We start from the raw sequence: 11,898 nt of genomic DNA, 5'->3' as shown, positions 1-11,898 counted from the left end.
GGGTCACGCTGGTGGGGGCGATGAGTGCGCCCCTCGGCGGGGACCGGCTGGCCGTCGAGGCGAGCGTCGGTGCGGGGGCGCGGCTGTGCGTGGACTCGGCCGCCGCGACGATCGCGCTGCCGGGAGGCCGCCCGGGGCCCGCCGTCTACGACATCCGGCTCCGTGTCGGCGAAGACGCCGAACTGCGGTGGCTCCCCGAACCGCTGATCTCGGCGCACGGCAGCGACCTGCGCATGACGACCACCGTGGAACTCGCCCGAGGGGCCCGGCTGATGCTGCGCGAGGAGCAGGTCCTCGGGCGCCACGGCGAGGAGCCCGGCACCCTGACGACCCGGCTGACGGTGCGCCTCGCCGGGCGGCCGCTGCTCGACCAGGAACTTGCCCACGGTCCGGGCGCACCGGGCGGCTGGCTCGGCCCCGCCGTCCTCGCGGGCCACCGCGCCGTCGGCCAACTCCTCGTCGTGGACCCGGACTTCATCGACAAGCCCGCACAGCCGCGGCTGCTCGGCGACACCGCCGTCCTCACTCCGCTGGCCGGCCCCGCGCTCCTGGTCACCGCCGTCGCCCCGGACGCCCTCGCCCTGCGGCGGCTGCTCGCCGAGGCCCTCGGCTGAGACCGGCCGGCGCCGGTCAGCCGCGGATCCGCGGGAACCTCCGGGGCCGGCCCTGGTGCTGCTTCTGCTTCTGCTCCTGCTCGGCCGCCTTCGCGACCGCCGCGTACTGATCGACGTACTCCTGGCCCGAGAGCTGCAGAATGGCGTACATGATCTCGTCCGTGGCGGCGCGGATCACCGCCTTCTCGTTCTCCATCCCCGCATAGCGCGCGAAGTCGAGCGGCCGGCCGAAGCGGATGGAGACCGGCCTGATGCTGGGGATGATCTGGCCGGGCGGCTGCGCCTCGAAGGTGCCCACCATGGCGCAGGGGATCACCGGAACCTGTGCCTTGATCGCCATGACCGCGACCCCGACCTTGCCCTTGTAGAGCCGCCCGTCGTGCGAGCGCGTGCCCTCCGGGTAGATGCCGAGCAGCTCGCCCTTCCGCAGCACACCGAGGCCCTCCCTGATGGCAGCCTGGCCCGCCTCCTTGCCCGACCGGTCCACCGGGATCTGGCCTGCGCTGCGGAAGAACGCGGCGATCAGCCGGCCCTTGATTCCGGGCCCCGTGAAGTACTCGGCCTTGGCGAGGAAGGTGATCCGGCGCTTGAGGATGGCGGGCATCAGGAAGTGGTCGGAGAAGGACAGGTGGTTCCCCGCCACGATCGCCGCCCCTTCTGCGGGAATGTGCTCCAGGCCTTCGATACGGGGGCGGAACATCAGCCGCAGCAGCGGCCCGAGCAGGACGTACTTGAGCAGTAGGTAGAACACGCTCGTGCTCCTCATTCCGCCGGGTCGGCTTCGGGGCCGCGTTGTGCCAGGTCACGGGGTCTGGTGAGAAGCGCCAGTCTAGGTGCAGCCTCCGCCCGGTGTAACCGTCGTGGCCCCTCGCCGTACCAGGCGTGCCCCGGTGGTCCCGTGCCCCGTGGGAACCGCGGGCAGGCGGCTGGGTCGGGCGGTCCCGGCGGCCTGGCTGAACGGATACCCCAGTGGGTAGCGGTGAAGGGTCCAACGGCCCCTGACGGCCATTCGGCGCCCGGCAGCACAGTGGAGGCATGAACACAAGCATCGTGATCCTCGGAGGCGGCACCGGCGGCACACTGACCGCCAACCGGCTGCGCCGTCTGTACGGCGAGGAGGAATGCCGGATCACGGTCGTCGACCAGAACGACGACCACGTCTACCAGCCGGGCCTGCTGTTCGTCCCCTTCGGCCTGGCCGAACCGGAGGACCTGGTCCGCTCCCGTCCCCACCAGCTCCTGGACGGCATCGGCTATCTGTGCGCGGAGATCGACCGCGTCGACACCCAGGCGCGGCAGGTGCACCTCGCCGGCGGCATCAGCCTCGGCTACGACGTGCTGGTGGTCGCGACCGGCGCGGTGCTGATCCCCGAGGAGACCGAGGGGCTGGAGGAGGCCCTTCGCGAGAAGAAGAACGTGTTCACCTTCTACGACCTGCCGGGGGCGACGGCACTGCACCGGGCGCTGCGCGACTTCGACGGCGGCAGGCTCGTCGTGAACATCGCCGACCTGCCTCTGAAGTGCCCGGTGGCGCCCCTGGAGTTCGCGTTCCTCGCCGACTGGTACTTCAAGCGGCGCGGCATCCGCGACCAGGTGAAGCTCACCTATGTCACCCCGCTGGACGGGGCCTTCACCAAACCGGTGGCCTCGGCGGCGCTGAGCGGCCTGCTCGCGGAGAAGGGCGTCGAGCTGATCACCGACTTCGCGCTCGGCTCGGTCGACGCGGAGGGCGGCCGGCTGGTGTCGTACGACGAGCGCGAGGTGCCGTTCGACCTGGCGGTGGTCGTGCCGCTGCACGCGGGCGCGTCCTATGTCGGCCGGTCCCCGGGGCTCGGCGACGACCTGGGCTTCGTACCCGTCGACCGGCACACGCTTCAGTCCACGGCCCGCCCGAACGTGTTCGCCCTCGGCGACGCCACCGGGCTCCCGGTCTCCAAGGCGGGCTCCGTCGCGCACTTCGAGGGCGACGTGCTGGTCCACAACATCGGACGCTTCCTGGCCGGTCTGCCCCTGGACGCCTCCTACGACGGCCACACCAACTGCTTCATCGAGACCGGCTTCCACAAGGCCCTGCTGATCGACTTCAACTACGACACGGAGCCGCTGCCCGGGCACTTCCCCACCGCAGTCGGGCTGCCGCTGCTGAAGGAGTCGCGCGCCAACCACATCGGCAAGCTGGCCTTCGAATGGCTCTACTGGCACAGCCTGCTGCCGGGCCGGAACCTCCCCGGCGTCGGCTCGGCCATGCCCGAGCACGGCAAGGCCCGCACCCCCGCGGGCAGCGCGGCCTGACCCACCCACCCCGCACGCAACGCGCGAGAGCGCTAGAACGGAGCATCCGCCATGCCCACGGCGACGTACGACGGCACGTCGGTGAAGGTCGACGACGAGGGCTTCTTCGAGGACCCCGGCGAGTGGAACGAGACCATGGCCGCGCAGATCGCCCGCGAGGCGGGCATCGACGAGCTGACCGACAAGCACTGGCAGGTCATCGCGTTCATGCGCGCCGAATACGCGGAGAAGGGCACTGGCCCCACCGTCCGGGTGCTCGGAAGGGCCTCCGGCGTGACCGTCAAGGAGCTGTACCGGCTCTTCCCCAAGGGGCCGGCGAAGACCGCCGCGAAGATCGCCGGCATTCCCAAGCCGCGTGGCTGCATCTGACGCCGCCGCGGATCCAGCGAAGGAGCTATGCCATGGGCGCCACCGCCACGATCGAGAAGGTCTCGGTCATCGTCTCCAAGGGATCCCTCGAGGGGATCTACCCGGCCCTCATCATGGCCAACGGCGCCCGCGCCGAAGGCATCGAGGCCGACCTGTTCTTCACCTTCTTCGGGCTCGACGCCATCACGAAGAAGCGGTACGAGCACATCAAGTTCGCCACCGTCGGCAACCCGGGCCTGCACCTGCCGACCCTGGTGGGCGCGCTGCCCGGGATGCCCGCCGTGCTGACCCGCTCCATGGAGCGGCGGATGGCCGGGCTGGACATCCCGCCCGTCCCCGAATTCCTGGAGATGATCTCCGACACGGGAGCCGGGATCTACGCCTGCAAGGCGTCCGTGGACCTGTTCGGACTCGGCAAGGACGACCTCATCGAACAGGTCCAGGGGATCATCACCGTCGGCGAGTTCTACGAGCACGCCGCGGGCGGTCAGATCATCTACACCTGACCCCCGGCGACTACACCTGACCCCCGGCGATCACCGGGTGCCGGTCCGGCACCCGGTGATCGCCGGCAACGACGTCGGCGCCCGCGGCGAGGTGGCAGGGCCCTACCGGGCGTCAGGGGCGGATGCTGCCGCTCCGGGCGGGGGGTTCTGCTCGGCCAGGGCGGCATGGGTGAGCAGCAGGCGTGCCAGATCGCGCGCCTCGGCGGGGGAGAGGGCCGCCCAGGTGCCGGGCGCGCCGCCGTTGCCGGGGCCCACGTCCAGGGCGACGCGTCCGACCCGGAGACCGGCGGCCCCGAGCCACAGGCCCTTGACCCTGATGTGCCGTCCGCACAGGGTCACCAGGAATTCCGCGGTCCCGCTCGCCCGCGTCGACGGCTGCCGCTGGTCGGTCACCGGCATCTCACTCACGACCTTTCCGCACTCTCCGAATGCCCCGGGGGGTATATAGCGGGAGCGCGGCGCGGGCCGGGTTCATTCCCGGCCCCCGCCGCGCGCTCCTTCACGTTCCCGGTTCCTCCGGTGCGTGTCTCGCAGCGCCGTCACCCGCGTGCGCCTCACCGCCGGGCTCTCACCGGTCGAGCCACCGGGCGAAGGCCGCCTCGTGCCGCTCGGAGGCGTTCTCCAGGTTCGTGTAGACCTGCTCGACGTCCGGGGCGGCGAGCCCGTCCCGCGCCTCGGACAGCGCGGCGATGTCGGCGCTCTCGAAGTCGCGGCCGACCTTCAGGGCGGCCTCGAGGCTGTCCTGTCCCTGCTTCAGCAGCCGGTCGTACTGCGCCTGGATGTCCGCGTCCGCGAACTCACCCGCGGCCCGGCCCGTGGTGGGGTCCTCCAGGCCGTAGCGGTCCAGGAGCGTGCGCACGGCCTCCAGGTGCTGAGTCTCGGAGTCGGCGATCCGGTCGAAGACCCGGACGTCGTACTTCTCGGCGAACGCCGTGTACAGGTCGTGGGCGAGCTTCTCCTCCTCGGCCATCCCGGTCAGGGTCGCCTTCTGCGCGGCGGTCAGCGTGCCCTGCTCGGCGGTGGTGCCGCCGGCCGTGCCGGTCGGGCACGATCCATCGCGCTGCCGGTCGCCCTGTCCCTGCCCTTGTCCCTGTCCTTGTCCCTGCTCTTGGCCGTTGCCCCGGCCGTACTGGTGCTGCTGCCCCGATCCGTCCTGGAAGGCGGTGGCGGTGGTACGGGCGGACGCCGCCTGCTCCGCCCCGGACGCCGCGCTCTCCGGCCCCGCGACGGCGACACCGCCGACCGCGACGACCGCACCCGCGCCGAGCACCGCGAGGGCTGTGGCGAGCTTGGTTGTGCGCCTCATGACACGCCTCCTTCATCGCTTCACCGAGTCACCGGGTTCCGGCGGTTGCCCCGGCCGGTCGTCCCGGCTCCCCCCGGTGGTGCCGGGCGGCTTCTCCGTCCCGGCACCCTCAAGGTCCCGCCGGGCTCCGCAGACGGCATGACGGCCGTGTGGAGACGGTATGAAGACGCCGACTGGATCTCCCCGGCCCCCCGGACCCGTGGGCGTGGGCTGTTCGGCCCTGGCGGACGCCGGTCCGCGGCGCGTAGACCTGGGGCATGGCCGACACCGTGCTTGTCGTCGAGGACGAGAAGGAGATCCGTGAGCTGCTCCGCCGCTACCTGGAGCGTGCCGGGTACGCCGTGGTCACCACCGGATCGGGCGCCGAGGCGATCGGTCTCCTCGGCGGCCGGGCGGTCGACCTGGTGCTGCTCGACCTCGGGCTGCCCGACGTGCCGGGCACCGAGGTGCTGAAGGAGGCGCGGGAGCGGGGCGGGGTGCCGGTCGTGGTGCTCACGGCGCGCAGCGCGGTGGAGGACCGGATCACCGGGCTCCGGCTGGGCGCCGACGACTACGTCACCAAACCGTTCAGCCCCACCGAGGTGGTGCTGCGGGTCCAGGCCGTGCTGAGCCGCGCCGCGGGCGTCTCCGACCGTGCCGAGGCCACGGTGACCTCGTACGGCGGGGGCCTGCTGCGGATCGACGAGGACCGGCACGAGGTGTGGCTGGACGGGGCCGTCGTCGACCTGACGCCGACGGAATGGGGCCTGCTCGCCGCCCTGGCCACCGTCCCGGGCCGGGTGTACTCACGGTACGAACTGGTCAACCGGGTACGCGGCTACGAGTTCCGCGGCTATGAGCGCACCATCGACTCCCACATCAAGAACCTCCGGCAGAAGCTGCGGCCCGAGGGTTCCAGGATCGTGGAGACCGTGCTCGGCGTGGGCTACCGGCTGGGGCTGAGCCGTGACACCTGAACGGCGGCCGGCACGAGGCCCGGGAGACCCGGGGCAGCGGCCCGGCCGCGAGGCCCGTCTGGGCCCGCTCGGCAGGAGGCTCTTCGCCGCCTTCGCCCTCGTCGCCCTGGCGTCGGTGGCCCTGCTGGCGGCGGCCGCCCTGGTGGGCACGGACCGGGGGATCAGTGCGGCGCGGCAGGCCGACAGGCAGCGGGCCGCGGACCGGGCGGCCGCCGCGGCGGCCGCCGCCTACCGGCAGGCGGACGGCTGGCAGGGCGCGGATCTCGGACCGGCCGTCGAGGCCGCCGCGGGCGCCGGGGCACTGCTGACCGTGCGCGACGCGGACGGCCGGGTGGTCCTGATGACCAGGGGGAACGACAGGAACGGCGGTTCCGCGACCCCGGGCAGGGGACCAGGGACCGGCGCGGCCACCGCTGCCCCTGGCCGCATCGCCACCGCTGCCCCCGCGACGCCCGCGTCCGCCTCCACGCGGGACGCCACCGCGCCGGACGTCACCGCGTCGGACGCGGGATCCGCGAGGGCCGAGCGGGCGGACGTCGTGGTGGACGGCGCCACCGTCGGCTCCGTGCAGTTGCGCTTTCCCGCCGAGTCCGCTTCGGCGGGCCGTGACATCGCCTGGGGCTGGGTGGCCGCCGCGGCTCTCGCCGCCCTGGCCCTGGCCCTGGCCGTCAGCTGGTGGGTCACCCGCCGCCTCACCGGCCCGCTGAGGCGTGTCGCGCACACCGCGCGGGCGCTCGCCGCCGGTGACCGCACGGCACGTTCGCGGGCCGAGGCCCCCGGTGAGCTCGGCGAGCTGTCCCGTGCCTTCGACGCGATGGCCGACGACGTGACTCGCGCCGAGGAGGCCCGGCGCCGGCTCGCTGCCGACGTCGCCCACGAACTGCGCACCCCGCTGGCCGCGCTCCAGGCCGGCCTGGAGGAGCTGCGCGACGGCTACGCCGACCCCGGTCCCGAGCGGCTCGCGGTGCTCCACGACCAGACGCTCAGACTCGGGCGGACGGTGGGGGACCTGGCCGAGCTGGCCGAGGCCGAGTCCGTGCGGCTCTCCCTGCGCAGGACCGACGCCGATCTCACGGAGATCGTCCGCGGCGCGCTGGCCGAGCGCGAACCGGAGCTGCGCGCGGCGGGACTCACGGTCGGCGACGCCGTCGGCGGAGACCCGCTGCACGTGTACGTGGACGCGGACCGGCTGCATCAGGCGCTCGGTAATCTGCTCAGCAACGCCGCGCGCTACTGCCGCCCGGGCGACACCGTCACCGTCACAACCCGCGCCGAGGACGGCGCGGCCGTCGTGGAGGTCGCCGACACCGGGCCGGGCATCCCCGCCGAGGAACTGCCCCGCGTCTTCGAGCGGCTCTGGCGGGGCAGTGGCGCGCGGCGCACGGCGGGCAGCGGCATCGGCCTCGCCGTGGTGCGCGAACTGGTCGCCGCGCACGGCGGGACGGTCACCGCGCACTCGGGACCCGAGGGCGGCGCGCGATTCGTCGTCCGGCTGCCGCCGACCCGCCCCGTGTCCGGCACCTGAAGCCGGGACCGGATGCGGCGGTCGCGCCGCGCCGTCAGCCGAGCGCGTCGAGGGCCGCGTTCAGCCGGCGTCCGGCCTCGTCGGCGACCGGCTCCATCGCGGGCAGCCTGGTCAGCTTCACCATCGTCTGGGGGTCCAGCGCCTGCACCACGCTGCCGCCGTCCCCGGCGCCGCGCACCACCACGTTGCACGGCAGCAGCAGGCCGATCGAGCGGTCGGCCTCCAGCGCCCGGTGCGCCAGCGGCGGGTTGCATGCGCCGAGGATGACGTAGGGCTCCATGTCCTCGCCGAGCTTGGCCTTGAGGGTCGCCGCCACGTCGATCTCGGTCAGCACGCCGAATCCCTGCTCGGCCAGCACCTCACGCACCCTGGCCAGCGTCGCGTCGAACGGTGTGCCGAGTTCGACCGTACGCCCGTAGTCCGTGCTCACGTCTTCACCTCTCCTTTGATCCAGAACAAGACCCACCATACGCCGGGGGGTATCCATTTTCCGGGATGCGGCCCGGTGCGATGAGTTTCCGCCGGGGAACCGGTCTGTAGGGATGGACGTGCCGCACGCGCCCGTCAACACGAGGAGGTACCCCATGACCGCCGACGGATTCACCACCTGCCTGTGGTTCGACGGACAGGCCGAGGAGGCAGCCGACCACTACATCTCGATCTTCAAGAACTCCAGGCTCGGCCGTGTGGGCCGCTACACCGAGGCGGGCCACGGCCCGGCGGGTTCGGTCATGGTCGTCGAATTCGAGGCCAACGGCCAGAAGTTCGTCGCCCTGAACGGCGGACCGCAGTTCAAGTTCAGCGAGGCCATCTCCTTCCAGATCCCCTGCGACGACCAGGACGAGGTGGACTACTACTGGAGCAGGCTCACGGAGGGCGGCGAGGAGGGCCCCTGCGGCTGGCTGAAGGACAAGTTCGGCGTGTCGTGGCAGGTCTTCCCCGCCGAGCTCATCGACATGATCGGCGACCCGGACCCGGCCCGGGCCAAGCGCGTCACCGAGGCGATGTACGCCATGTCGAAGATCGACCTCGCGGCCCTCAGGAAGGCGCACGCGGGGGAGTAGGCGGCCCCGCCGCGCGGGCCGGACAGGCCGGGCGGACGGGAGAGCCCCCGCGGGTCGGAGGGGCCGGACGGACCGGACAGGGCCTCCGGTCGGGCGAACCCCCGGCGCGGCTGCTTGTCCGGTGGCGGCCGCAGGGGGTGGCCTGGCCTGCGTCCCGTCCGCCCGCACCTCAGGGAGCCGCCTTGTTCCGCCTTGCCACGGCAGCCGCCGCCACCGCCGTCCTGCTCGCTCTCACCGCGAGCGCCGCAGATGCCGCAGATCCCGCCGCCGATGGCACCCCGGCAGCCTCCACCGCCACCTCGACGCCCCCCGCCTCGTCCGGGCCACGGTCCGGCAGGGAGTTCCTGCTGAGCCTGCTGGGCGAGGACGGCGGCGTGCTCCGGGAGGCCCGGCTCAGCTGCCGGCCGGTGCCGACGGGCACCCATCCGGACCCGGTGGGGGCCTGCCGGGCGCTGGAGGCGGTGCGCGGCAACATCGGGGCGCTGCCCGGTGAGCCGCGCATGTGCACCCATCAGTACGCGCCGGTGACCATCAGCGCACAGGGAGTCTGGGACAGCTGGACCCAGGCCTACAACAGGACCTTCGCCAACACCTGTGAGATGGACGCCAGCACCGGGATCGTCTTCCGGTTCTGAGGAACCGGGTCCTCGGACGCGCCGCGCGGCCGGCGGGCCCCGGGCTCAGCTGCCGCGCGACGCGACCATCCCGAGAGTCACCAGACCGAGCACCACCCAGCCGAACCACAGCCAGCCGTTGCTGCCGAGCGCCACCGTGTAGGCCGTCACCAGCACCAGCCCCCCGACGGTGAGCACCCCCATCGCCTTCGTGGATCCGGGCATCCCCGCACCTCCTCAGCCGCAGGAAGCCATCGTCGCCCGTAAAGGGCCCCGCGCGCTACCGCCCGCGGGCCTGGAGGGAAGCCAGGTAGGCGTTGTACGCCGCCAGCTCCTGGTCCCCGTTGCGCTCCTCGGCCCGGTCCTTGCGGCGCGCTTGGCGCTGCTCGGAGCGGTACCACTGGTAGACCAGCGCGATCAGCACCAGCACCGAGGGGATCTCACTGAACGCCCAGGCGATACCGCCCGCGGCCTGCAGGTCGGTCAGGGCGTCGATGCCCAGCGAGGCCGGCGGATCGGCGTAGGTTTCCACCATCGGCTCGGAGGCCATCATCAGCGCGATGCCGAAGAACGCGTGGAAGGGCATCCCGGCGAAGAGCTCCAGCATCCGCATCACATAGCCGGGGCGGTGCGGGCCCGGGTCGACGCCCATGATCGGCCAGAAGAACACCAGCCCGACGGCGAGGAAGTGCACCATCATCGCCGCGTGCCCGACGGTGGACCCCATCAGGAAGTCGAAGAGCGGCGTGAAGTACAGCGCGTACAGGCTCGCGATGAACATCGGGATCGTGAAGACCGGGTGCGTGATGAACCGCATGTAGTGGCTGTGCAGCAGGGCGAGCAGCCACTCGCGCGGCCCCTTGCTGCCCCGGGCGGCGGGCGGCAGCGCGCGCAGCGCCAGCGTCACCGGCGCGCCGAGCAGCAGCACGATCGGCGCGAACATGCTGATGACCATGTGCTGCACCATGTGGACGCTGAACATGACCATGCCGTAGTCGTTCAGCCTGGTGCACATGACCAGCGCGATGCTCAGCACACCGACCGCGAAGAACACGGCGCGGCCGGGAGGCCAGTCGTCGCCGCGCCGGCGCAGTCGCAGTACGCCCCAGCCGTACAGGGCGAGCGCGAGCAGACATCCGACGAGGAAGAAGAGGTCGGGGGAGAACTCCAGTCCCCGTCCCAGGGTGAACGGCGGCAGATCCGTCATCGTGCCGTGACCGCTGTGGTCCATCCGCTCGCTCTCTCCTGTTTGCACCAGTTGCGTCCGCACCAGAGTAGAACCGCCCCCGTCCGCTGCTGCGGGCGGGGGCGGTTCGCCCAAAAAGCGCAGGACACGGCGCGAGCGCGAACGCCCCGCCGACCGGAGACGACCGGCTACAGCACGCACTCCGCCTCGGTGTAGCGCTCGGCGGGCACCGTCTTCAGCGTCCGCACGGCCTCGGCGAGCGGCACCATCGTGATGTCGGTGCCGCGCAGTGCCGTCATCATGCCGAACTCGCCCCGGTGCACGGCCTCCACGGCGTGCCAGCCGAAGCGGGTGGCCAGGACCCTGTCGTACGCGGTGGGCGTGCCGCCGCGCTGGACATGGCCCAGGATGACCGCGCGGGCCTCCTTGCCGAGCCGGTGCTCCAGCTCGACCGCCAGCTGGGAGGCGACACCGGCGAACCGCTGGTGGCCGTAGACGTCCGTGCCGCCCTCGTCGAACTCCATGGTGCCCTCGCGGGGCTTCGCGCCCTCGGCGACGACCACGATCGCGAACTTCTTGCCGGCGCCGAAACGCTTGCCGACCACGGCGGTCAGTTCGTCGATGTCGAAGGGCCGCTCGGGCACGACGATGGCGTGCGCGCCCGCCGCCATGCCGGAGTGCAGCGCGATCCAGCCCGTGTGCCGGCCCATGACCTCCACGATGAGCACCCGCTGGTGCGACTCGGCGGTGGTCTTCAGCCGGTCCAGTGCCTCGGTGGCCACGCCCACGGCGGTGTCGAAGCCGAACGTGACGTCGGTCGCGGCGATGTCGTTGTCAATGGTCTTCGGCACCCCGACGATGGGCAGACCCGCGTCCGAGAGCAGCCGGGCCGCCTTCAGCGTTCCCTCGCCGCCGATCGGGATGACCGCGTCGAGGCCGAGGTCGGCGACATGCCCCTTGGCCCGCTCCACGCCGTCCACCAAGTGGGCGGGCTGGACGCGGGAGGAGCCGAGAATCGTACCGCCGAGGGTCAGGATGCCGCTCACCGCGTCGAGATCGAGCTGGCGGTAGTCGCAGTCCAGGAGACCCTTCCACCCGTCGTGGAAGCCGACGACCTCGTCGCCGTGGTCCACCACGGCACGGTGCACGACCGACCGGATGACGGCGTTCAGGCCGGGGCAGTCGCCACCGGAGGTGAGGACACCAATTCGCATGAGCCCGGTAAACCTTTGCAGCGTGGGCGGGTGACCGGACCACGTCGTCCGGCTCTTGAATCCCTGCCACCCTACCGGCGCGCGCGGTGCTCTCCGAGCCGCCGTCCGCCTGCTGGACGCGCCCGCTCAGCCGCGCGTGAGACCGCTCAAGCGGGAAGAAACGTCCCTGCTCAGACGTGCCGCGGGCCGCTCGACCGGGCATTGCCGGACACGCCCGCGGCGGCCTCCGCCGACCCCGGTCCGGGCCCGCCC

General features: G+C 72.4%; 15 protein-coding genes. 8 read left to right on the top strand and 7 right to left on the bottom strand.

Going from position 1 to position 11,898, the window contains the following annotated elements; genetic code table 11:
* On the top strand, positions 1-614 hold a 614-nt coding region (locus tag GUY61_RS26475; RefSeq protein ID WP_166632756.1), incomplete at its 5' end, for an urease accessory protein UreD.
* A gap of 16 nt (positions 615-630) precedes the next feature.
* Here GUY61_RS26475 and GUY61_RS26470 read toward each other — a convergent pair.
* The gene (locus GUY61_RS26470) at positions 631-1,365 is read right to left on the bottom strand and encodes a 1-acyl-sn-glycerol-3-phosphate acyltransferase (RefSeq protein ID WP_166632755.1); all 735 of its coding nucleotides are present in this window, start codon (positions 1,363-1,365) and stop codon (positions 631-633) included.
* A 284-nt stretch (positions 1,366-1,649) separates the two neighbouring features.
* Here GUY61_RS26470 and GUY61_RS26465 point away from each other — a divergent pair, with 284 nt between their 5' ends.
* From GUY61_RS26465 to GUY61_RS26455, 3 genes are read left to right on the top strand one after another with little or no spacing between them, the layout of a single operon-like run.
* Complete coding sequence (locus GUY61_RS26465) at positions 1,650-2,906, top strand: NAD(P)/FAD-dependent oxidoreductase (RefSeq protein WP_166632754.1); 1,257 nt, start codon at positions 1,650-1,652, stop codon at positions 2,904-2,906.
* 51 nt (positions 2,907-2,957) lie between these two features.
* Complete coding sequence (locus GUY61_RS26460; protein ID WP_166632753.1) at positions 2,958-3,275, top strand: TusE/DsrC/DsvC family sulfur relay protein; 318 nt, start codon at positions 2,958-2,960, stop codon at positions 3,273-3,275.
* A 32-nt stretch (positions 3,276-3,307) separates the two neighbouring features.
* On the top strand, positions 3,308-3,781 hold the full coding sequence (locus GUY61_RS26455) for a DsrE/DsrF/DrsH-like family protein (protein ID WP_166632752.1): 474 nt from the start codon (positions 3,308-3,310) through the stop codon (positions 3,779-3,781).
* Positions 3,782-3,883: 102 nt separating this feature from the next.
* On the opposite strand, the gene GUY61_RS26450 is transcribed toward GUY61_RS26455, so the two are convergent.
* Both GUY61_RS26450 and GUY61_RS26445 read right to left on the bottom strand, forming a co-directional pair.
* Positions 3,884-4,180: a hypothetical protein gene (locus GUY61_RS26450; protein WP_166632759.1), complete on the bottom strand. Its 297-nt coding sequence runs from the start codon at positions 4,178-4,180 to the stop codon at positions 3,884-3,886.
* Between the two features lie 169 nt (positions 4,181-4,349).
* Positions 4,350-5,087, bottom strand: a complete 738-nt coding sequence (locus tag GUY61_RS26445; protein ID WP_166632751.1) for a DUF2202 domain-containing protein — start codon at positions 5,085-5,087, stop codon at positions 4,350-4,352.
* A gap of 257 nt (positions 5,088-5,344) precedes the next feature.
* Here GUY61_RS26445 and GUY61_RS26440 point away from each other — a divergent pair, with 257 nt between their 5' ends.
* Positions 5,345-6,043 carry a response regulator transcription factor gene (locus GUY61_RS26440; RefSeq protein WP_166632750.1) on the top strand — a complete coding sequence of 233 codons (699 nt, stop codon included), beginning with the start codon at positions 5,345-5,347 and terminating at the stop codon, positions 6,041-6,043.
* Entirely contained in the window at positions 6,033-7,568 is a 1,536-nt protein-coding gene (locus GUY61_RS26435; RefSeq protein ID WP_313896865.1) for a HAMP domain-containing sensor histidine kinase, read from the top strand. The genes GUY61_RS26440 and GUY61_RS26435 overlap by 11 nt, the downstream gene beginning before the upstream one ends.
* A gap of 34 nt (positions 7,569-7,602) precedes the next feature.
* On the opposite strand, the gene GUY61_RS26430 is transcribed toward GUY61_RS26435, so the two are convergent.
* Complete coding sequence (locus GUY61_RS26430; protein ID WP_313896864.1) at positions 7,603-7,998, bottom strand: DUF302 domain-containing protein; 396 nt, start codon at positions 7,996-7,998, stop codon at positions 7,603-7,605.
* A 154-nt stretch (positions 7,999-8,152) separates the two neighbouring features.
* Here GUY61_RS26430 and GUY61_RS26425 point away from each other — a divergent pair, with 154 nt between their 5' ends.
* Positions 8,153-8,632: a VOC family protein gene (locus GUY61_RS26425; RefSeq protein ID WP_166632748.1), complete on the top strand. Its 480-nt coding sequence runs from the start codon at positions 8,153-8,155 to the stop codon at positions 8,630-8,632.
* Between the two features lie 182 nt (positions 8,633-8,814).
* Positions 8,815-9,267, top strand: a complete 453-nt coding sequence (locus tag GUY61_RS40505; RefSeq protein WP_243766764.1) for an SSI family serine proteinase inhibitor — start codon at positions 8,815-8,817, stop codon at positions 9,265-9,267.
* 45 nt (positions 9,268-9,312) lie between these two features.
* Here GUY61_RS40505 and GUY61_RS26415 read toward each other — a convergent pair whose 3' ends face one another.
* From GUY61_RS26415 to GUY61_RS26405, 3 genes are all read right to left on the bottom strand, one after another.
* Complete coding sequence (locus tag GUY61_RS26415) at positions 9,313-9,471, bottom strand: hypothetical protein (RefSeq protein ID WP_166632747.1); 159 nt, start codon at positions 9,469-9,471, stop codon at positions 9,313-9,315.
* Positions 9,472-9,526: 55 nt separating this feature from the next.
* Positions 9,527-10,477, bottom strand: a complete 951-nt coding sequence (locus GUY61_RS26410) for a cytochrome c oxidase assembly protein (protein ID WP_166632746.1) — start codon at positions 10,475-10,477, stop codon at positions 9,527-9,529.
* A 143-nt stretch (positions 10,478-10,620) separates the two neighbouring features.
* Positions 10,621-11,646 carry a 6-phosphofructokinase gene (locus GUY61_RS26405; RefSeq protein WP_166632745.1) on the bottom strand — a complete coding sequence of 342 codons (1,026 nt, stop codon included), beginning with the start codon at positions 11,644-11,646 and terminating at the stop codon, positions 10,621-10,623.
* Positions 11,647-11,898 lie beyond the last annotated feature (252 nt).

Origin of the sequence: Streptomyces sp. GC420, from assembly GCF_009916105.1 — a bacterium.
Taxonomy (GTDB): Bacteria; Actinomycetota; Actinomycetes; order Streptomycetales; family Streptomycetaceae; genus Streptomyces.
Note: the sequence above shows the minus strand (reverse complement) of the source record. Positions and strands in the feature narration are given on the sequence as shown.

Excerpts from the sequence above, each read along its gene's own strand:
- GUY61_RS26455 (WP_166632752.1), top strand. The coding sequence starts at position 3,308 with ATGGGCGCCACCGCCACGATCGAGAAGGTCTCGGTCATCGTCTCCAAG.
- GUY61_RS26445 (WP_166632751.1), bottom strand. The coding sequence starts at position 5,087 with ATGAGGCGCACAACCAAGCTCGCCACAGCCCTCGCGGTGCTCGGCGCG.
- GUY61_RS26460 (WP_166632753.1), top strand. The coding sequence starts at position 2,958 with ATGCCCACGGCGACGTACGACGGCACGTCGGTGAAGGTCGACGACGAG.
- GUY61_RS26425 (WP_166632748.1), top strand. The coding sequence starts at position 8,153 with ATGACCGCCGACGGATTCACCACCTGCCTGTGGTTCGACGGACAGGCC.
- GUY61_RS26415 (WP_166632747.1), bottom strand. The coding sequence starts at position 9,471 with ATGCCCGGATCCACGAAGGCGATGGGGGTGCTCACCGTCGGGGGGCTG.
- GUY61_RS26450 (WP_166632759.1), bottom strand. The coding sequence starts at position 4,180 with ATGCCGGTGACCGACCAGCGGCAGCCGTCGACGCGGGCGAGCGGGACC.
- GUY61_RS26465 (WP_166632754.1), top strand. The coding sequence starts at position 1,650 with ATGAACACAAGCATCGTGATCCTCGGAGGCGGCACCGGCGGCACACTG.
- GUY61_RS26410 (WP_166632746.1), bottom strand. The coding sequence starts at position 10,477 with ATGGACCACAGCGGTCACGGCACGATGACGGATCTGCCGCCGTTCACC.
- GUY61_RS26405 (WP_166632745.1), bottom strand. The coding sequence starts at position 11,646 with ATGCGAATTGGTGTCCTCACCTCCGGTGGCGACTGCCCCGGCCTGAAC.
- GUY61_RS26440 (WP_166632750.1), top strand. The coding sequence starts at position 5,345 with ATGGCCGACACCGTGCTTGTCGTCGAGGACGAGAAGGAGATCCGTGAG.